Genomic DNA, 18,910 nt, shown 5'->3' on the forward strand with positions numbered 1-18,910 from the left:
CTCAACCCTTGTCCGACGACGCCGTGGCGTCGATGTCGTCCGGGCTCAGATAGTGATCCAGCCACCGGTCCAGCTGGCGGTAGGCGGTCCGGCGCGGCTGCGGCAGCGACAAGAACACATCGTGTTTGGCGTCGGCCACCGGCACGACGGTGGTGCGGTCCCCGATGCACCCGGACCACCTGGCGATCTGGGCGACGTCGAGAACCGCGTCGCCGCAATGCATCGCCATCGGGTCCGCGACCTCGCGCACGCTGTGGTCCGAGCGCAGGATCAGGCTCGGGACGCCGACGTCGAGCCCGCGGTGCAGCCGCGCCTGGCCGCGGCGCACGGCGTGCAGCCAGCCGAGGGTGATGGGAAAGCCGCCGACCGGTTTCCACTGCAGGTCGTAGTCGAACTCCCCGCCGAAATCGCGGTGCAGGGTGGTGCCGTAACCGCCGGGTCTGGGCGGACGGACCACGCCCTTCGACCGAAATCGCGACAGGCCGGCGAGCAGCGTCGAGGTCGCGGCGTGGCGCAGGACGGCCGGCCCGTGCAAGTCCAGGAACGGGCTGTTGAGAACCAGTCCGCCGACTCCGGCGTGCGCGGGTGCCCGGCGCGCGCGCAGCCGGTCCAACCAGAGCGACACGATGAGCCCGCCCGCGGAGTGGCCGTACACCAGGACCTGGGCCGGGCCGGTCTGGGCGCCGATGACCGCCAGGGCCTGCCCGAGTTCGGCGTCGTAATGGGCGAGGTCGGTGATGAAGTGCGGGGTCTGGCCGTCGCGGCGCGACCGGCCGCACTTCCGCAGGTCCAGCGCGTAGAAGGCGAACCCCCGGCCGGCGAAGTGGTCCGCCAGCGCGGTGTGGAAGAAGTAGTCGGTGTAGCCGTGGACCGCGAGCACCGCGTGGTCGGCGCCGCGGGCATCCGCCTCCGAGCCGCGCCGGACCAGCGTCGCGGCGATGTCGCCCTCACCGGCGGGATCGGTTCCCAGCGGGATCGTCAGCTGCCAATAGCCGGGCAGGACGTCGGGCATCCAGCCAGTCACCAGGCCAGCTTAAACGCTGCGCGTCGGGATAACCTGGGACGGCACAGCCAGGGGAAGAACCAGGAAAGGACGAACGATCCGGTGGCGCTAACGGCCGAGCAAGTCAGACCCGCGCGGACGGACGTCGTGCTGGTGGGCGCGGGCATCATGAGCGCCACCCTGGGCGCGTTGCTGCGGCGGCTCGAACCGGACTGGTCGATCACCGTCGTCGAGCGGCTGGACGCCGTCGCCGCCGAAAGCAGCAGCCCCTGGAACAACGCCGGCACCGGGCACTCCGCGCTCTGCGAGCTGAATTACACCCCGCAGCGGCCCGACGGCTCGATCGACATCACCAAAGCGGTGCGCATCAACGAACAATTCCAGGTGACCCGCCAGTTCTGGGCGTACGCGGTCGAGCACGGGATCCTGACCGATGCCCGTTTCGTGAATCCGATCCCGCACGTGAGCTTCGTGCGCGGCGCCGAGGGCGTCGATTTCTTGCGGCGGCGGCAGCGGGCACTCGCGCACAACCCGCTGTTCGCCGGGACGGAGTTGGTCGATGACCCGGACGAGTTCGCGCGCCGGCTGCCGTTGATGGCCGCCAAGCGTGACTTCTCCGAGCCGACCGGCCTGAACTGGGCCGCGCACGGCACCGACGTCGACTTCGGTGCGCTGGCGCGACAACTCGTTGGCTACTGCGTGCGCAACGGCGCCGCCGCGCTCTTCGGTCACGAAGTCCGCAACTTGACCCGGCAGTCCGATGGCACTTGGACGTTGCTGGTCCGCAATCGCCGTACCCGCGAAAAGCACCGGCTCAACGCGAAATTCGTGTTCGTCGGAGCCGGTGGCGATGCCCTGCCGCTGCTGCAGAAGTCCGGCATCGCCGACGTCAAGGGGTTCGCCGGCTTCCCGATCGGCGGCCGGTTTCTGCGCGCCGGCAATCCGGCGCTCACCGCCGCGCACCGGGCCAAGGTGTACGGCGCGCCGGCGCCGGGTGCGCCGCCGCTCGGCGCGCTGCACCTCGACCTGCGTTTCGTCGGCGGCAAGTCGTGGCTGGTCTTCGGGCCGTACGCGGGCTGGTCGCCGAAGTTCCTCAAGCATGGCCACGCCACCGATCTGCCCCGGTCGGTGAAACCCGACAACGTCGTGTCGATGGTCGGCGTCGGTATCGCCGAGCTGACCCTGGTCAACTACCTGGTGGGCCAGCTGCGACTCTCCGAGTCGGACCGGATGCGGATGCTGCGCGAATTCGCGCCCAGCGCTGTGGATTCCGACTGGCAGCTGACCGTGGCCGGTCAGCGGGTCCAGGTGATCCGGCGCGACCGGCGCAAAGGCGGGGTGCTCGACTTCAACACCACCCTGCTGAGTTCGGCGGACGGCACCATCGCCGGACTGCTGGGCGGCTCCCCGGGCGCGTCGACCGCCGTGCCGGCCATGCTCGACGTGTTGGCCCGTTGCTTCGCCGACCGGTACGCGGCCTGGCTGCCCACGCTCAAGGAGATGGTGCCGTCGCTGGGCGCCGAGCTGTCGTCCGAGCCCGCGCTGTTCGACGAAGTCTGGTCCTGGGGCAGCCGGGCTTTGGGGCTGGACGCCGCATGACCGAATCCCTGCGCCGCTCTTGGGCGAAAGACCTTGACGCGCGGACACTTTACGAGCTGCTGAAGCTGCGGGTGGAGGTGTTCGTGGTCGAACAGGCCTGCCCGTACCCCGAGCTGGACGGGCGCGACCTGCTGGCCGAGACCCGGCACTTCTGGCTGGAAACGCCCGACGGCGAGGTGATCTGTACGTTGCGCCTGATGGAAGAGCATGCGGGCGGGGAGAAGTCGTTCCGCCTCGGCCGGCTGTGCACCAAGCGCAGCGCGCGCGGCCAGGGCCACACCACGCGCCTACTGCGCGCCGCGCTGGCCGAGGTCGGTGACTACCCGTGCCGGATCGACGCCCAGACCTACCTCGCCGAGATGTACGCCCAGCACGGATTCGTCCGCGCCGGGGACGATTTCATCGACGACGGTGTCTCGCACGTGCCGATGCTGCGGCGCGGTTCCGGTCTGGCGGAGCAGCCGTGAGGCCGTATCCGTTCAGCGCCATCGTGGGCCACGAGCAGCTGCGGCTCGCGCTGCTGCTGTGCGCGGTGCGTCCGGAGATCGGGGGCGCGCTGATCCGCGGCGAGAAGGGCACCGCGAAGTCGACAGCCGTGCGTGGGCTCGCCACGCTGCTATCCACCGCCACCGGCGGGGGTGAGCTGGTCGAAATGCCGCTGGGCGCCACCGAAGACCGGGTGATCGGTTCACTCGACCTGCAGCGGGTCCTGCGCGACGGCGAGCACGCGTTCTCGCCGGGGCTGCTGGCCCGCGCGCACCGCGGTGTGCTCTACGTCGACGAGGTCAACCTGCTGCACGACCACCTGGTCGACGTGCTGCTCGACGCCGCGGCGATGGGGCGGGTACACATCGAGCGCGACGGCGTCTCGCACTCGCACGAGGCCCGGTTCGTGCTGATCGGCACCATGAACCCCGAGGAGGGTGAGCTGCGTCCGCAACTGCTGGACCGGTTCGGTCTCACCGTCGACGTGCACGCCTCGCGGGACGTCGAAGTGCGGGTGGAGGTCATCCGGCAGCGGATGGCCTACGAGGCGGATCCGGACGGGTTCGCCGAGCGTTACGCCGACGCCGACGCCGAACTGGCCCGGCGGATCGCCGCTGCGCGCGAGCTGGTCGCCGAGGTGGTGTTGCCCGACAACGAATTACGCCGCATCGCGGCGCTGTGTGCGGCGTTCGACGTCGACGGCATGCGGGCCGATCTGGTGGTCGCCCGCACGGCTGCCGCGCACGCCGCCTGGCGCGGGTCGACGACGGTGGAGGAGCAGGACATCCGCGTGGCCGCCGAATTGGCGTTGCCGCATCGGCGCCGGCGCGACCCTTTCGACGATCCCGGCATCGACCGCGAGCAGCTCGACGAGGCGCTGGCGCAGGCCGGCGGCGAGCCGGAGCCCGAACCAGACCCGCCGGGCAGCGGCCAATCCGCGAACGACCCTGAACCGCAGCCGAACTCACACTCTCCCAGGCCGCGACCGCCGCGTCCCAGCGCGCCGCCGTCGAAAACCTTCCGCGCCCGGGCGCTGACCGTCCCGGGCGTCGGTGAGGGCGCACCGGGGCGGCGCTCCCGCGCCCGCAACACGACCGGCAGCGTGGTGGCGGCCACCGACGGCGACGACACCGGCTCGGGCGCGCGGGGACTGCACCTGTTCGCCACCTTGCTGTCGGCCGCCGAGCGCGCCGGGCCCGGACCGCTGCGGCCCCGCCCGGACGACGTGCGCCGGGCCGTCCGCGAGGGGCGCGAGGGAAACCTGGTGATCTTCGTGGTCGACGCCTCCGGTTCGATGGCCGCCCGGGACCGGATGGCCGCCGTCAGCGGCGCCACCCTGTCGCTGTTGCGTGACGCGTACCAACGCCGCGACAAGGTCGCGGTGATCACCTTCCGCCAGGACGCGGCCCGGCTGTTGCTCCCGCCGACCTCGTCGGCGCACATCGCCGCCCGGCGGCTGGCGCGCTTCGACACCGGCGGCAGGACCCCGCTGGCGGAGGGCCTGCTGGCCGCGCGTGGGCTGATCGTCCGCGAGAAGGCGCGGGACCGGACCCGACGCCCGCTGGTGGTCGTCCTCACCGACGGTCGGGCGACCGCGGGACCGGACCCTTTGGGCCGCAGCCGAATCGCGGCCGCTAGGTTGGTCGCCGAGGGCGTGGCCGCCGTGGTCGTCGACTGCGAGACGTCGTATGTCCGGCTGGGGTTGGCCGCGGAGCTGGCCAGCCAGCTCGGCGCGCCGGCCGTGCGGCTGGAACAGTTGCACGCCGACCACTTGGCCCGGGCCGTGCGCCAAGCGGCGTGAGGAAGGTATTCGCCGATGCCACAGGGCCGTCCACTTCAGGTCCCCGACGACGGGCTGAGCACCAAGGCCCGGCGCAATACCCCGGTGCTGGCGGTGCACACGGGAGTCGGGAAGGGTAAGTCGACGGCGGCGTTCGGAATGGCGTTGCGGGCGTGGAACGCCGGGCTCGACGTCGCGGTCTTTCAGTTCGTCAAGAGCGCCAAGTGGAAGGTGGGCGAGGAGGCGGCCTTCGCCGGGCTCGGCCGAGTGCACGAGGAACACAACGTCGGCGGGCCCGTCGAATGGCACAAGATGGGTGCCGGCTGGTCCTGGGTCCGCAAGGCGGGCAGCGACCTCGACCACGCCGCCGCCGCGGCCGACGGCTGGGCGGAGATCGCCCGCCGGCTGGCCGAGCAGCGCCACGACTTCTACGTGCTCGACGAGTTCACCTACCCGCTCAAGTGGGGCTGGGTCGACGTCGACGAGGTGGTGGATACCCTGGCGTCCCGGCCCGGTCACCAGCACGTCGTCATCACGGGGCGGGACGCCCCGCCACGGTTGATCGAGGCCGCCGACCTGGTGACCGAGATGACCAAGGTCAAGCACCCGATGGACGCCGGGCGCAAGGGCCAGAAGGGCATCGAGTGGTGAGCGTCCCCGGCGTCGTCGTCGCCGCACCCGCGTCGGGCAGTGGAAAGACCACCGTGGCAACGGGTTTGATCGGAGCGCTGCGGCGGGCGGGCCACACCGTCGCCCCGTTCAAGGTCGGCCCGGACTTCATCGATCCCGGCTACCATGGCCTGGCCGCCGGTCGGCCGGGACGCAACCTCGACCCGGTTCTGGTGGGGGAGCGGCTGATCGGGCCGCTCTACGCCCACGGCACCGGCGGGGCCGACATCGCGGTGATCGAAGGCGTGATGGGCCTCTTCGACGGTCGCATCGGGTCCCCCGAGTCGCCGATGACCGCGCCGGCCCCCGGCTCCACGGCGCATGTCGCGGGGCTGCTGGGCGCGACGGTGCTGCTGGTGGTCGACGCACGCGGTCAAAGCCAGAGCGTTGGCGCTCTGCTGCACGGTTTTTCCACGTTCGACGCGGCGACCCGGATCGCCGGGGTCATCCTGAACCGGGTCGGCTCCGTCCGGCACGAGCAGGTGCTCCGTCGGGCCTGCGAACAGGCCGGCGTCCCCGTGCTGGGCGCGATCCCGCGCACCGCCGAATTGGAGCTTCCCTCAAGGTATCTGGGGTTGGTCACCGCGGTGGAGTACGGCCGTCAGGCGCGCGCCGCGGTCGACGCGATGACCGACCTGGTCGCCCGCCACGTCGATTTGGCTGCCGTCGCGGCCGTCGCCGCAAGCCGGGTGACGGCCCCCGCGTGGGACCCGGGGGAGGCGGCGGGTGATGCGTCGGGCCCGGGTGCCACCGTGGCGGTGGCGGCGGGCAAGGCGTTCAGCTTCGGCTACGCCGAGCACGCCGAGCTGCTGGGCGCCGCCGGGGCCGACGTGGTCGAGTTCGACCCGCTCGTCGACCCGTTGCCCGACGGCACCGACGCGGTCGTGCTGCCGGGCGGCTTTCCCGAGCAGTTCACCGCCGAACTTTCGGCTAACGACGTCGTGCGCAGCCAGATCAGGAGGCTCGCCGCCGACGGTGCGCCGGTGCACGCCGAATGCGCCGGGCTGATCTATCTCGTTTCCGAGCTCGACGGCCACCCGATGTGCGGGGTGATCTCCGGATCCGCGCGGTTCACCCCGCACCTGACGTTGGCGTACCGCGACGCCGTCGCGGTGACCGGGTCGCCGCTGTATGCCGCCGGTGAGCGGGTGGTCGGGCATGAATTCCACCGGACGGCGGTGGAATTCGCCGATACCCACGAGCCCGCGTGGGTCTATCGGGCCAACGACGGGAAAACCAAGCGGGACGGCGTCGTGCGCGGTTGCGTCCATGCTTCGTATCTGCACACCCATCCGGCCGCGGCGCCGGAGGCGGTCACGCGGTTCGTCGCCCACGCCGCCGCCCGGCGAGCCCCGCGACCGTAACGCCACGGCGAAAATTCCGGCCGAAATTCGCCGTGGCGTTACGGTCGCGGCGCCGATGCGGCCAGACACTAGGCTTGCCGGGTGACCGAGAGCCCGTACCTAGTCGGATTGCGGCTGGCCGGCAAGAAGGTCGTCGTGGTCGGTGGGGGAAACGTCGCGCAGCGCCGCCTGCCCCTGCTCATCGCCAGCGGCGCCGACGTCCACGTCATCTCCCGCAGCGCCACCCCGGCCGTCGAGGCGATGACCGGAATCACGTTGGCGCTGCGCGAATACCGCGACGGCGACCTGCAGGGGGCCTGGTATGCGATCGCCGCCACCAATGACCCGCAGGTGAACGCGGCGGTGGTCGACGAGGCCGAACGGCGTCACTTGTTCTGCGTGCGCGCCGACATCGCGGTCGAGGGCACTGCGGTCACTCCGGCCTCGTTCGGCTACGCCGGATTGTCGGTCGGGGTGCTGGCCGGCGGCGATCACCGCCGCTCCGCGGCAATCCGGTCGGCGATCCGTGAGGCGTTGCAGACCGGTCTGATCACCCCGGACAACCCGGATAGCCCGGTGGCATCCGACGTCGTGCGCGGTGGGGTGGCGCTGGTGGGCGGCGGACCGGGCGACCCCGAGCTGATCACCGTGCGGGGCCGTCGGCTGCTCGCCCACGCCGACGTGGTCGTCGCGGACCGGCTGGCACCACCCGATCTGCTCGCCGAGCTGCCGCCTCACGTCGAGGTCATCGACGCCGCCAAGATTCCCTATGGTCGCGCCATGGCCCAGGAGGCCATCAACGACGTCATGATCGAGCGCGCCCGGTCCGGCAGCTTCGTGGTCCGCCTCAAAGGCGGCGACCCGTTCGTGTTCGCCCGGGGGTATGAGGAAGTTTTGGCCTGCGTCGACGCGGGCATTCCGGTGACGGTCGTGCCGGGTGTGACCAGTGCCATAGGAGTGCCCGCCATGGCGGGCGTTCCGGTGACTCACCGGGCGATGAATCACGAGTTTGTGGTGGTCAGCGGCCATCTGGCGCCAGACCATCCCGAATCGTTAGTGAATTGGGATGCATTGGCCGCAATGGCGGGCACCATTGTTTTGCTGATGGCGGTCGAGCGCATCGAACTCTTCGTCGATGTGCTAATGAAGGGGGGTCGACCTGCGGATACGCCGGTACTGGTGGTTCAACATGGAACAACGCCGGCGCAACACACTTTGCGAGCCACCCTGGCCGACACGCCGGAGAAGATCCGCGAAGAGGGCATCCGACCTCCCGCGATCATCGTGATCGGCCCCGTTGTGGGGCTCGGCGACATTCGGGGTTTAAACGATTCTTAAGATTACTGTAAGGTAACCCATTATGACGGCTCTCAACGACGCAGAGCGCGCTGCCCAGAACTGGACGTCCGCGCGCCCCGATCGTCCGGCCCCGGTGCGCTCATCGCCGCCGGCGGAGACCGCCTCGGCTCGCATCGGTAAGTACTACCCGGCCTGGCTGCCGTCGCGCCGCTTCATCGCGGCCGTCATCGCCATCGGGGGCATGCAGCTGCTGGCGACCATGGACAGCACCGTCGCCATCGTGGCTCTTCCGAAGATCCAGAACGACCTGAGCCTGTCCGACGCCGGTCGGAGCTGGGTGATCACCGCATACGTGTTGACCTTCGGCGGGCTGATGCTGCTCGGTGGCCGGCTCGGCGACACCATCGGGCGCAAGCGCACCTTCATCGTCGGCGTCGCGCTGTTCACCATCTCGTCGGTGCTGTGCGCGGTGGCCTGGGACGAGGCGACCATGGTGGTCGCCCGGCTGCTGCAGGGCATCGGGTCGGCGATCGCGTCGCCGACCGGTCTGGCCCTGGTGGCGACCACTTTCCCCAAGGGTCCGGCGCGCAACTTCGCGACGGCGGTGTTCGCCGCGATGACCGGCGTCGGCTCGGTGATGGGCCTGGTGGTCGGCGGGGCCCTGACCGAGGTGTCGTGGCGGTTGGCTTTCCTGGTCAACGTGCCGATCGGGCTGGTGATGATCTACCTCGCCCGCACCGCGCTGCGGGAGACCAACCGTGAGCGGATGAAGCTCGACGCCACGGGGGCCATGCTCGCCACGCTGGCCTGCACCGCCGCCGTCTATGCCTTCTCGGTGGGGCCGGAGAGGGGTTGGGTCTCGATCACGACGATCGGCTCGGGCGCGGTGGCGATGGCCGCCGCCCTGGCCTTCGTCGTCGTGGAGCGCACCGCCGAGAACCCCGTCGTCCCGTTTGACCTGTTCCGCGACCACAACCGGCTGGTGACGTTCATCGCGATCTTCCTGGCCGGCGGGCTGATGTTCAGCCTGACCGTGTGCATCGGCCTGTACGTCCAGGACATCCTCGGTTACAGCGCGCTGCGCGCGGGCGTCGGGTTCATTCCGTTCGTCATCGCGATGGGCATCGGCCTGGGCATCTCCTCGCAGTTGGTGTCGCGGTTCTCGCCGAGGGTGTTGACCATCGGCGGCGGGCTCCTGCTGTTCTGGGCGATGATCTCCGGCTGGGCCTTCATGCACCGCGGCGTGCCGTACTTCCCGAACCTGGTGCTCCCCGTCATCGTCGGCGGCATCGGCATCGGCATCTGCGTCGTTCCGCTGACCCTGTCGGCGATCGCCGGCGTCGGCTTCGACCAGATCGGCCCGGTATCAGCCATCGCCCTGATGCTGCAGAGCCTCGGCGGCCCGCTGGTGCTGGCCGTGATCCAGGCGGTGATCACCTCGCGGACGCTGTACATGGGTGGCACCACGGGCCCGGTGAAGTCCATGAATGAGATGCAGTTGCGCGCCCTCGACAACGGCTATACCTACGGCCTGTTGTGGGTGGCCGGAGTGGCCGTCATCGTCGGCGGGGCGGCGCTGCTGATCGGCTACACGCCCGCACAGGTCGCTCACGCGCAAGAGGTCAAGGAAGCGATCGACGCCGGGGAGCTGTAGGCCGCCCGGCGTCAGTGACGCTTGACGACGGCTCGCGGCGCGGTTCGCCACACCCGGGTACCGTCCGGCTGCAGGCGGGGCGGCTCGAGAAGCAGCACCGCTCTCCCGTCGAGCAGCACCGGACGCACCCAGTCGCCCAATTCGATGACCTCGCCCGGCCCGGGCTGACGGTGCGCCTCGTCGCGCGCGACGTCGATCGGTGCCCGCGCGCGCACCGTGTCGATCGTCGCCTGGTGTGGCAGCTCCTCGATGCCGGGGAGTGTGATGAACAAGCCGTCGTTGCCCGAGAGGTGCAGCCCGACCGCCGCCAGTGCCCCGAGCACCCCGTCCTCGGTGCCGCCGTGGCCGGACAGGTGCACGCCCAGCGCGGCGGCGAGCGTGCGGGCCCGGCTGGGGTGCAACACCTCCCGCTTGGCGGCGCGCCCGAAGTCCACCAGTGGCGCCGCGTCGGCCAGTCGCGCCGGGATGGCGACGGCCAGCCCCGGATCGGCATCTGGGGGGCATACTGCCTGCAGGAACGTCGAGGCGAGTTCGATGATGCGCGGCGCCACGGCTTGCGGGTCGCCGCCGGCGCTGCGCCAGGCCAGACACGCGCTGGAATTGTGTGAGGTGTAGGGGATTCGGTCGTCGACGAGCAGCTGGTGGCGAGTCGCTCCCGCCGGTGTGCCCAGACCCGCCGCCGTGAGCTCGCGGAGCAGCGCCCGGGCGCGGCGGCCCGTTCCGGGGGTGTAGTGGTTGTCGGTGTCGTCGATGCCGACGAGCAGGTCCACTCCCTTTAGGGCGGCGGTCACGGGTTGACCACGAGGGCGGTGACGTCACGCACCCACCGATCGGTGCCGAGCTTCGCCCCGGTGAGCTTCAGCGTGTTCCGCTTGGTGATGTCCAGCACGACCGGGTCGTCGAGGTCGGCTGAGGTGATGACCTGAGCCGGGTCGCGCCCTTCCACCCGCACGCGGACGATGTCTTTCGCACCGGCTGCATCGAGGACCGAGCGGACACTGGGACCCGTCTGGTGCTGCGCGCCGTGCGACTGCGGCGTCGCGACGCGTACCTGTGGCAGCTGTTCGAGCCGCGCGACAGTGAAGTGGTCGAGGACTCGGCCGCTTTCTTGCACGAGGAGTTGGCTATCGGTCGATGGTCCGGGCGCACAGGCGCCGAGTGACGCGGTGAGGAACACGACCGCCGTTGCGGACGTATTGGCGGCGAGAACGCGCATGTGAGAATGATATCCGCGTTTCAATCCGCGAATGCGGTTGTCGTGGCGGCCAAGTCAGCTTACGGTTTGGTAATGACCGTGATGCAGCAGCCGGCGCACGGCGTCATGGTCGCTCGCGAGGCCGCCTTCCCGGCGCTGGCGATCGTGGCGATCGTGGCCTCCGCCGACATCCGGATTCCGCTCGGTCTGCCCGGCCACCGTGGACTGGTCTGGCTGACGGTGCTTGTGGCGGTCACGCTGCTGACCCGCAGGCGCGAGACCGTCGTCGTGGTCGGCGCCGCGTCGACGCTGTCGGCGGCGGTGCTCGACGCGGCGGGGCCCTGGATGAGCGGACGCTACCTCGCCGCGGCGATGCTGCTGTACGCCGCCGCCGCGATCCCCGCGGTGCGCGGTCGGCCATGGTGGCTGTCAGGGGCCGCCGCCCCCATTCACCTTGTCGCGCTTGCCGGTTCGATATTCGCCGTGGGGCGCGCCGGGGCGCTGCCGGCCACGGTGTGGAACGGGATGGCCGAAAGAGCGGAATTCCACCTGGGTTTCGGGTTGTTGGCTGGCCTGCTGGGCTGGGCCCTTGCATCCGCCGTGAACCGGTTGGTCCCGGCGGGCCCGGCAAGCGGTGCGCCGGCCAGACGGTGGAGGGGATAACCATGGTGCTGCGGGTCGTTCCCGAGGGGTTGGCGGCCACGAGCGCCGCAGTCGAGGCGATCACCGCCCAGCTGGCGGCCGCGCACGCGGCCGCGGCCCCGGTGGTCTCGGCGGTGATACCGCCGGCGGCCGACCCGGTGTCACTGGCCGCCGCGGCCTTGTTCAGCGCCCGGGGCACTCAGCACACGGCGGCGGCGGCCCAGGGCGTCGAGGTGCTGGGCCGTGCCGGGATCGGTGTGGGCCTGGCGGGAGTGGGCTATGCGGCCGGGGATGCCGCCGGCGCGTCGGCGTATTCCGGCGTGGGCGCCTGACGATGACCGCACCGGTATGGATGGCGTTTCCGCCCGAGGTGCACTCGGCGCTGCTCAGCAGCGGGCCCGGGCCCGGGCCCCTGCTGGGGGCGGCCGCGACCTGGACGTCGTTGACCACGCAATACCACGATGCGGCGGCGGAATTGACGTCGGTTTTGAGCGCCGCGGCAGCGGTGTGGGAGGGGCCGACCGCCGAACAGTATGCGGCCGCGCACATGCCGTATCTGGCGTGGTTGTCGCTGGCGGCGTCGCTGAGCGCCGAGGCCGCCGCCCAGCATGAAGCCGTGGCTTCCGCCTACACGTCGGCGCTGGCCGCGATGCCGACGCTGCCGGAGCTGGCCGCGAACCATGCCACCCACGCGGTGCTGGTCGCCACCAACTTCTTCGGGGTCAACACGATCCCGATCGCGGCCAACGAAGCCGACTACGTACGGATGTGGACCCAGGCGGCCGCCACCATGTCCACCTATCAGGCCACCACGGAGGCGGCCAGCTCCGGCGGCGGTTCCGGACAGGGCACGGGCACCGGAACCGGAAAGGGCACGGGGACGGGCACCGGGACGGGAACCGGTCATGGCGGGGGCGGCGGACCCGGTAGCGGCACCGGCGGCGGGGGAGGCGGCGGCGGTGGTGGCGGCACCGGATCGTTCCAATTACCTACGCCGGAAGAGATTTGGCAGATGCTCTTCGGCCCAGAGGGGGAGCAGATTCCCGGCCAGGGCCAACCAAACTGGAACGCATCGCAGTACCTGCAGAACCTGCCCAACTTCTTGCAGGGCAACGCGCAGGCCGTCACCTGGATCCAACAGAACTTCCAAGGCCTGCTCAACCCGGCACAGTTCCCGCAACTGGTCTCTTTTTTCATCGCCTGGCAGACCTATCGGATCGCCAACTGGACCTTGAGGACGCTGCGTTTCCTCATCCAGGAGTTGCCGCTGCTGGTGACGGTCGGCCTGAACCTGGCCATCACCGGCCTGAGCGCCGTGGGGGGGTTGGCCGGCCTCGCGGGTCTGGCCGGTCTGCCCCAGCCGGCCGCCGTCCCGCTGGCCGCCGCCCCCCTCGTGGTCCCCGGCGCACCGGGTCTGCAGCCGCTGGCGTTCTCTGTCGGCATGGGAACGGCGCCGGTGGTTCCGGCCGGCCCGATGGTTCCGGCGGCGCCCGCGGTCCCGGCCACCGTCGCCCCGCCCGCCGGCCCCCCCGCCCCGCCGTCCCCCGCGACGGGCCACGAGGGCTTCGGCTATCTGGTCGGCCGCACCGGCCTCGCCGTGCAGGCCACGGTCCGCCCACGCGCGAGCGCGGACGCGCCGGCCGAGGAGGTCCTCCCGGCCGCCGCCGCGGTGACGCCGGACGTCACGCAGGCGCCGTCGCGCCGCCGCCCGGGCTCGGTCATCGGGCGGCAGCACCGTTACGAATACCTCGACATGGATGACCAGTCGGATGGCGATTCGCCGGTCGGTCGGTATGAGCCGTCGCAGCGTGGCGCATCCGCGCAGGGCTTCGCCGGGACGCACCCCAGGCCGGCGATCCGGCCGGCGGGCCCGACCACGTTGACTCTGGCGGATTTCGGCGGCGGCCCGCGCATGCCGCTGCTTCCGGAGACCTGGGGTGAGCGGCCCGGGCCAGATCTGCCCCGCTGAGGCCGGTGCCGCGCGACCGGCGAGCTGCCGCGCCCGGCTTCGCGCCCCCGTCTTCAGTGCCCGCTAGGCTGGCCCGCTGTGATCACCCGAATGTCCCAGCTGTTCCTCCGCACGTTGCGCGACGACCCCGCCGACGCCGAAGTGCCGAGCCACAAGCTGCTGATCCGCGCCGGCTACATCCGCCCGATCGCGCCCGGACTCTACAGCTGGCTGCCGCTCGGGCTGCGGGTGCTGCGCAGGATCGAACGCATCGTCCGCGACGAGATGAACGCGATCGGCGGCCAAGAGATCCTCTTCCCGGCCCTGCTGCCGCGTGCGCCGTACGAGACGACGAACCGCTGGACCGAATACGGCGACGGGGTGTTCCGGCTCCAGGACCGGCGCGGCAACGACTACCTACTCGGCCCCACGCACGAGGAGCTGTTCACCCTGACCGTCAAGGGCGAATACAGCTCCTACAAAGACTTCCCGCTGCTGCTCTTCCAGATCCAGAACAAATACCGGGACGAGGCGCGGCCGCGCGCCGGCATCCTGCGCGTGCGCGAGTTCCTGATGAAGGACTCCTATTCGTTCGACATCGACGACGCCGGTCTCAAGGCGGCCTATCACGCGCACCGCGAGGCCTACCAGCGGATCTTCGACCGGCTCCAGGTTCGCTACGTCATCGTCTCCGCAGTGTCCGGTGCGATGGGCGGCAGCGCGTCCGAGGAGTTCCTGGCCGAAAGCCCGGTCGGCGAGGACACCTTCGTGCGCTGCCTCGAGTCGGGCTATGCGGCCAACGTCGAGGCGGTCGTCACCGCCAAGCCGGAGCCGCCGCCCGCTGAAGTCGTGGCGGGGCTGCCGGAAGCCAAGGTCCACGACACCGGTGACACGCCGACCATCGCCACCTTGGTGGACTGGGCCAACCAGGCCGGCCTCGGCCGCAGTGTCACCGCCGCCGACACCCTGAAGAACGTCCTGCTCAAGGTGCGCCAGCCCGGCGGGGAGTGGGAGCTACTGGCCATCGGGCTGCCTGGTGACCGGGAGGTCGACGACAAAAGGCTGGGCGCCGCGCTGGAACCGGCCGACTACGCCCTGCTCGACGACGCCGACTTCGCCAAGCATCCGTTTCTGGTCAAGGGTTACATCGGCCCGAAGGCTTTGCGCGACAACGGCGTGCGTTACCTGGTCGACCCGCGGGTGGTCGACGGCACGAGCTGGATCACGGGGGCGGACGAGCCCGGCCGGCACGTCGTCGGGCTGGTCGCCGGCCGCGACTTCACCGCCGACGGCACCATCGAGGCCGCCGAGGTGCGCGACGGCGACCCGTCTCCCGACGGCGCCGGCCCCCTGGTGTCGGCGCGGGGCATCGAGATCGGCCACATCTTCCAGCTCGGTCGCAAATACACCGACGCCTTCGCCGCCGACGTGCTCGGCGAGGACGGCAAGCCGGTGCGGCTGACCATGGGCTCCTACGGCCTGGGCGTGTCGCGGATGGTGGCCGTCATCGCCGAGCAGCACCATGACGAGCTGGGCTTGCGCTGGCCGGCGGCCGTCGCGCCGTTCGACGTCCACGTGGTGATCGCCAACAAGGACCCGCAGGCCCGCGACGGCGCCACCGCGTTGGCCGCCGACCTCGATCGGCTGGGCGTCGAGGTGCTGCTCGACGACCGCCAGGCGTCGCCGGGGGTGAAGTTCAAGGACGCCGAGCTGCTGGGCGTGCCGTGGATCGTCGTGGTGGGCCGGGGCTGGGCGGACGGCGTGGTCGAGCTGCGGGACCGCTTCGGCGGCCAGGCCCGTGAGCTCGCCGCGGGCGACTCGCTGGCCGCCGACGTCGCGGCGGCGATCGGCGGCCAGTAGCCCGTCGCTACTCGTTGCCGCCGGGGAAGCTCGTGGTGATGGGCCAGGCGCCGAGCACCCGGCTCCACCTGGCGGCCATCACCGCGCTCTGGGTCAGGGCCGTCGCGGCGAACGCGCGGTCTTCGGCGGTCTCGGCGTGCTCGACGACGGCGCGCCAGGCCGTCGCGCCGTCGTTCTCCATCCGCGCCGCGAGCCGCGCGGCGTCGGCCGCGCTCCCCACCACCAGGGGCAGCTGATAGCCGGGGGCGGGGACCGGCGGGGTGACCTTGCGCGCGTTCAGCATCGCGATCACGTCGTCGCGTCGCTGGCGGTGCTGGTCGAGGGCCTCGATCACCATGCCGTTCACGCTGGGCGGCGTAAGCGCCGAGACGATGCCGTAGCCGTAGATGGTCGAGTGCTCGACGGCGAGCGCGTCGCACAGCGCCGCGTTGTCGGCGTCCTTGCCGTTGCTCATATGGACGGGCCCCCGGGCACCAGCGCGACCGTGTACGACGCCGTGCAGGATGCGGCGATCGACGCGAGTAACCCGGCGCGGTATCCCGGCGACGTGGACACCAGGCGACTGGCGCTCTCGGCCGAGGCGCGCAGCGCGTCGATGACGTCGGACACCGGGGGAGGCGGCGGGGGCGGGCCCGGCGGCGCGGGCGGGCCGGAGGGGCTGGGCGACGTCGTTTCGGTCGACGACGACGTGATCTTGCCGGCGGCTCGGGCGATCTCGGTGGACAGGGCGCGGGCGTGTGCCGCCCGTTGGGTGGCCACCACCGTGAGGGCCGCGGCGATCTGGGGCGCCGTCCCGATGGCCGATGCTGCGGCGGTTGCCAGCGCGCTGTCATGCCGGGCCTGGTCTAACGGGCCCAGCAGGTCTTCGACCGGCGGCGGTTTGGGCGGGGACTCGCTACAGGCGGATCCGACCACCCCCAGCGCGGCCAGAGCCACGCCACCGGCGAGCACACCCCGCCTGTTGGTGACGGGTATTGCGCTAGGCACATGCAACATCCTGCCATCGGTAGTCGCCCCCACGAAGGTGGGCATGATGCGGGGCCGCGATCGGGCGGACGCGGGCGATTCCTGGCGTATCGTGAATAGCTAGCTCTCGTGGGACGCCCGCGCTCCGGTGTCCCGCGGGACACTGGACCCGCCCGCGAGCCGCGGGCGGCGAAGTGCACGAAATGACCGACAACTCAAGATGAGGAGCTCGCCGTGACCACCGGGCTACCTTCGCAGACGCAGGTGATCGAGCTACTCGGTGGCGAGTTCGCGCGCGCCGGCTACGAGATCGAGGACGTGGTCATCGACGCCCGGACGCGGCCGCCGAGGATCACCGTGATCGCCGACGGGGATAACGCTCTCGACCTGGACACCATCGCCACGCTTTCCCGTTCGGCGTCGACTTTGCTGGACGGCGTGGACGGCATCGACGACCGCTACGTGCTCGAGGTCAGCTCGCCCGGTGTGGAGCGCCCGCTGACCTCCGCCAAGCATTTCCGCCGTGCCCGCGGCCGTAAGGTCGAGGTCTCGCTGTCGGACGGATCGACGCTGACCGGACGCGTCGGCGAGACGCGCGATGATGCCGTCGCCCTGGTGGTCCGCGCCGGCCGGGGCTGGACGGTGCGGGACATCCCTCTCGCCGAGATTGCCAAAGCTGTTGTGCAGGTTGAGTTTTCCCCGCCGGCAAAGGCGGAGCTGGACCTGGCCGAGTCGGCCGGGGCCGGGCGGGCCGCTGGGACGGAGGTCGGAGCATGAACCGCGCCGGCGACGATGCAGAGCAAAAGGGCGATGCAGAGCAAAAGGGCGACGCAGAGCAAAAGGGCGATGTGGGGGTACTCCCCAGCTCCGCGGGGATCCCACCCGCTTGCGGCGGAGAGGAGCGGCGCTGATGAACATCGACATGGCGGCGCTGCACGCGATCGAGGTCGATCGGGGAATCTCGGTCAACGAGCTCCTCGAGACGATCAAGTCCGCGCTGCTGACCGCCTACCGGCACACCGAAGGCCACCAGACCGACGCGCGGATCGAGATCGACCGCAAGACCGGGGTCGTCCAGGTCATCGCCCGGGAGACGGACGAGGACGGCAACGTCATCAGCGAATGGGACGACACCCCCGAGGGGTTCGGCCGCATCGCCGCCACGACCGCGCGGCAGGTGATGCTGCAGCGGTTCCGCGACGCCGAGAACGAGCGCACCTACGGCGAGTTCTCCACGCGCGAGGGCGAGATCGTCGCGGGCGTGATCCAGCGCGACAACCGGGCCAATGCGCGCGGTCTCGTCGTCGTCCGGATGGGCACCGAGACCAAGGCCTCCGAAGGCGTGATCCCCGCGGCCGAGCAGGTGCCCGGCGAGAGCTACGAGCACGGCAACCGGGTGCGCTGTTACGTGATCGGCGTGACGCGTGGGGCGCGGGAGCCGCTGATCACGCTGTCGCGTACCCACCCCAACCTGGTGCGCAAGCTGTTCGCGCTGGAGGTGCCCGAGATCGCCGACGGATCGGTCGAGATCGTGGCGGTCGCGCGCGAGGCGGGCCACCGCTCGAAGATCGCGGTGCGGTCGAACGTTCCCGGCCTGAACGCGAAGGGGGCGTGCATCGGGCCGATGGGGCAGCGCGTGCGCAACGTGATGAGCGAGCTGTCGGGGGAGAAGATCGACATCATCGACTACGACGAGGACCCGGCCCGGTTCGTCGCGAACGCGTTGTCGCCGGCCAAGGTGATGTCGGTGTCGATCATCGACCAGGCCGGCCGCGCCGCGCGCGTGGTCGTGCCCGACTTCCAGCTGTCCCTGGCCATCGGCAAGGAGGGCCAGAACGCGCGGTTGGCCGCCCGGCTGACCGGGTGGCGCATCGACATCCGCGGGGATTCCCCCCATTCCGACAGCCAACCCGAACACGGCGCCACCCAGGGCATGGCCCACGACCGCTGACCGACCCGGACCGTCCGTCGGGTGGTTCAGACCATCGGTTCGGTGACGCTAGACTGAGCCGTGATCCAGCGCGAGCCTTCGGCACCCCGAACCAGCCGGGCGCACAGACACCCGGGTGGACCCGTGCGGACGTGCGTGGGGTGCCGGAAGCGAGAGTTGGCCGTCGAACTGCTTCGAGTGGTGGCAGTGTCAACCGGGAACGGCGAATCCGTCGTGATCGTTGACACGGAGCGTCACCAGCCGGGGCGAGGTGCATGGTTGCATCCCGCACCGGGGTGCGTGCACCAGGCGATCCGGCGGCGTGCTTTCACCCGAGCGCTGCGCATCGCCGGTTCACCGGACACATCCGCGGTGGTCGAGCACCTAGAGTTCCTAGGTGCACCCGAGCACCCGGCAACAGAACAGGTAGCGAAGAACATGAGCACACCGTGAAGTCCCGATGACTCCCACCTCTATGCGTTACAGCTAGCCCCAGAGGCGCGGCCGCCCACGACTGTCGCCTCATAGACAGGAGA

19 protein-coding genes are annotated in these 18,910 nt (G+C 70.8%); 14 read left to right on the forward strand and 5 right to left on the reverse strand.

The features are described 5' to 3' along the window. Position 1: 1 nt before the first annotated feature. Complete coding sequence (locus G6N56_RS27080; protein ID WP_085256325.1) at positions 2–1,012, reverse strand: alpha/beta hydrolase; 1,011 nt, start codon at positions 1,010–1,012, stop codon at positions 2–4. A gap of 93 nt (positions 1,013–1,105) precedes the next feature. On the opposite strand from G6N56_RS27080, the gene mqo reads away from it, so the two are divergent. The 7 genes from mqo (at position 1,106) to G6N56_RS27115 (ending at position 9,833) form a co-directional block, all read left to right on the forward strand. Then, positions 1,106–2,602 (forward strand): malate dehydrogenase (quinone), encoded by a 1,497-nt coding sequence (mqo, locus tag G6N56_RS27085; RefSeq protein ID WP_264020455.1) that lies wholly within the window; start codon positions 1,106–1,108, stop codon positions 2,600–2,602. After that, the gene (locus tag G6N56_RS27090; RefSeq protein ID WP_085256299.1) at positions 2,599–3,069 is read left to right on the forward strand and encodes a GNAT family N-acetyltransferase; all 471 of its coding nucleotides are present in this window, start codon (positions 2,599–2,601) and stop codon (positions 3,067–3,069) included. The genes mqo and G6N56_RS27090 overlap by 4 nt, the downstream gene beginning before the upstream one ends. Then, the gene (locus G6N56_RS27095) at positions 3,066–4,889 is read left to right on the forward strand and encodes a magnesium chelatase subunit D family protein (RefSeq protein WP_085256300.1); all 1,824 of its coding nucleotides are present in this window, start codon (positions 3,066–3,068) and stop codon (positions 4,887–4,889) included. Before G6N56_RS27090 ends, G6N56_RS27095 begins: the two co-directional genes overlap by 4 nt. A gap of 15 nt (positions 4,890–4,904) precedes the next feature. Next, a complete protein-coding gene (gene cobO, locus G6N56_RS27100; RefSeq protein WP_085256301.1) occupies positions 4,905–5,519 on the forward strand; it encodes a cob(I)yrinic acid a,c-diamide adenosyltransferase in 615 nt (204 codons plus the stop codon). Further along, entirely contained in the window at positions 5,513–6,901 is a 1,389-nt protein-coding gene (locus tag G6N56_RS27105) for a cobyrinic acid a,c-diamide synthase CobB (RefSeq protein ID WP_085256302.1), read from the forward strand. Before cobO ends, G6N56_RS27105 begins: the two co-directional genes overlap by 7 nt. Positions 6,902–6,982: 81 nt before the next feature. Next, the gene (cobA, locus tag G6N56_RS27110; RefSeq protein WP_085256303.1) at positions 6,983–8,218 is read left to right on the forward strand and encodes a uroporphyrinogen-III C-methyltransferase; all 1,236 of its coding nucleotides are present in this window, start codon (positions 6,983–6,985) and stop codon (positions 8,216–8,218) included. Positions 8,219–8,240: 22 nt separating this feature from the next. Further along, positions 8,241–9,833 carry an MFS transporter gene (locus tag G6N56_RS27115; protein WP_085256304.1) on the forward strand — a complete coding sequence of 531 codons (1,593 nt, stop codon included), beginning with the start codon at positions 8,241–8,243 and terminating at the stop codon, positions 9,831–9,833. 11 nt (positions 9,834–9,844) lie between these two features. Here G6N56_RS27115 and G6N56_RS27120 read toward each other — a convergent pair whose 3' ends face one another. Beyond that, positions 9,845–10,624 carry a hypothetical protein gene (locus tag G6N56_RS27120; RefSeq protein WP_085256305.1) on the reverse strand — a complete coding sequence of 260 codons (780 nt, stop codon included), beginning with the start codon at positions 10,622–10,624 and terminating at the stop codon, positions 9,845–9,847. Next, positions 10,621–11,049, reverse strand: coding sequence for a hypothetical protein (locus G6N56_RS27125; protein ID WP_085256306.1), 429 nt, complete (start codon positions 11,047–11,049; stop codon positions 10,621–10,623). The genes G6N56_RS27120 and G6N56_RS27125 overlap by 4 nt, the downstream gene beginning before the upstream one ends. A 72-nt stretch (positions 11,050–11,121) precedes the next feature. Between G6N56_RS27125 and G6N56_RS27130 the strand changes: the two genes are divergently transcribed. From G6N56_RS27130 to G6N56_RS27145, 4 genes are all read left to right on the forward strand, one after another. Beyond that, a complete protein-coding gene (locus G6N56_RS27130) occupies positions 11,122–11,691 on the forward strand; it encodes a hypothetical protein (RefSeq protein ID WP_085256307.1) in 570 nt (189 codons plus the stop codon). 2 nt (positions 11,692–11,693) lie between these two features. Then, positions 11,694–12,002: a PE domain-containing protein gene (locus G6N56_RS27135; protein WP_085256308.1), complete on the forward strand. Its 309-nt coding sequence runs from the start codon at positions 11,694–11,696 to the stop codon at positions 12,000–12,002. A gap of 2 nt (positions 12,003–12,004) precedes the next feature. Beyond that, the gene (locus G6N56_RS27140; protein WP_180150432.1) at positions 12,005–13,639 is read left to right on the forward strand and encodes a PPE family protein; all 1,635 of its coding nucleotides are present in this window, start codon (positions 12,005–12,007) and stop codon (positions 13,637–13,639) included. A 78-nt stretch (positions 13,640–13,717) separates the two neighbouring features. Then, on the forward strand, positions 13,718–15,478 hold the full coding sequence (locus G6N56_RS27145) for a proline--tRNA ligase (RefSeq protein ID WP_085257955.1): 1,761 nt from the start codon (positions 13,718–13,720) through the stop codon (positions 15,476–15,478). Positions 15,479–15,485: 7 nt separating this feature from the next. Here the strand turns inward: G6N56_RS27145 and G6N56_RS27150 are convergent, their stop codons facing one another. After that, on the reverse strand, positions 15,486–15,932 hold the full coding sequence (locus G6N56_RS27150) for a ferritin-like domain-containing protein (RefSeq protein ID WP_085257956.1): 447 nt from the start codon (positions 15,930–15,932) through the stop codon (positions 15,486–15,488). Beyond that, on the reverse strand, positions 15,929–16,474 hold the full coding sequence (locus G6N56_RS27155) for a hypothetical protein (RefSeq protein WP_163645179.1): 546 nt from the start codon (positions 16,472–16,474) through the stop codon (positions 15,929–15,931). Before G6N56_RS27155 ends, G6N56_RS27150 begins: the two co-directional genes overlap by 4 nt. 204 nt (positions 16,475–16,678) lie before the next feature. On the opposite strand from G6N56_RS27155, the gene rimP reads away from it, so the two are divergent. The 3 genes from rimP (at position 16,679) to G6N56_RS27170 (ending at position 18,827) form a co-directional block, all read left to right on the forward strand. After that, entirely contained in the window at positions 16,679–17,221 is a 543-nt protein-coding gene (gene rimP / locus G6N56_RS27160; protein WP_085256419.1) for a ribosome maturation factor RimP, read from the forward strand. Between the two features lie 133 nt (positions 17,222–17,354). Next, positions 17,355–18,395 (forward strand): transcription termination factor NusA, encoded by a 1,041-nt coding sequence (gene nusA, locus G6N56_RS27165; protein ID WP_085256418.1) that lies wholly within the window; start codon positions 17,355–17,357, stop codon positions 18,393–18,395. A 186-nt stretch (positions 18,396–18,581) separates the two neighbouring features. Then, positions 18,582–18,827 (forward strand): YlxR family protein, encoded by a 246-nt coding sequence (locus G6N56_RS27170; protein WP_408632719.1) that lies wholly within the window; start codon positions 18,582–18,584, stop codon positions 18,825–18,827. Positions 18,828–18,910 lie beyond the last annotated feature (83 nt).

This window comes from Mycobacterium saskatchewanense (genome assembly GCF_010729105.1).
Classification (GTDB): domain Bacteria; phylum Actinomycetota; class Actinomycetes; order Mycobacteriales; family Mycobacteriaceae; genus Mycobacterium; species Mycobacterium saskatchewanense.

Coding starts and splice junctions, on each gene's coding strand:
- G6N56_RS27115 (WP_085256304.1), top strand. CDS start 8,241: ATGACGGCTCTCAACGACGCAGAGCGCGCTGCCCAGAACTGGACGTCC.
- G6N56_RS27140 (WP_180150432.1), top strand. CDS start 12,005: ATGACCGCACCGGTATGGATGGCGTTTCCGCCCGAGGTGCACTCGGCG.
- G6N56_RS27135 (WP_085256308.1), top strand. CDS start 11,694: ATGGTGCTGCGGGTCGTTCCCGAGGGGTTGGCGGCCACGAGCGCCGCA.
- G6N56_RS27150 (WP_085257956.1), bottom strand. CDS start 15,932: ATGAGCAACGGCAAGGACGCCGACAACGCGGCGCTGTGCGACGCGCTC.
- nusA (WP_085256418.1), top strand. CDS start 17,355: ATGAACATCGACATGGCGGCGCTGCACGCGATCGAGGTCGATCGGGGA.
- G6N56_RS27080 (WP_085256325.1), bottom strand. CDS start 1,012: ATGCCCGACGTCCTGCCCGGCTATTGGCAGCTGACGATCCCGCTGGGA.
- G6N56_RS27090 (WP_085256299.1), top strand. CDS start 2,599: ATGACCGAATCCCTGCGCCGCTCTTGGGCGAAAGACCTTGACGCGCGG.
- G6N56_RS27130 (WP_085256307.1), top strand. CDS start 11,122: ATGACCGTGATGCAGCAGCCGGCGCACGGCGTCATGGTCGCTCGCGAG.
- cobO (WP_085256301.1), top strand. CDS start 4,905: ATGCCACAGGGCCGTCCACTTCAGGTCCCCGACGACGGGCTGAGCACC.
- G6N56_RS27125 (WP_085256306.1), bottom strand. CDS start 11,049: ATGCGCGTTCTCGCCGCCAATACGTCCGCAACGGCGGTCGTGTTCCTC.
- G6N56_RS27155 (WP_163645179.1), bottom strand. CDS start 16,474: ATGTTGCATGTGCCTAGCGCAATACCCGTCACCAACAGGCGGGGTGTG.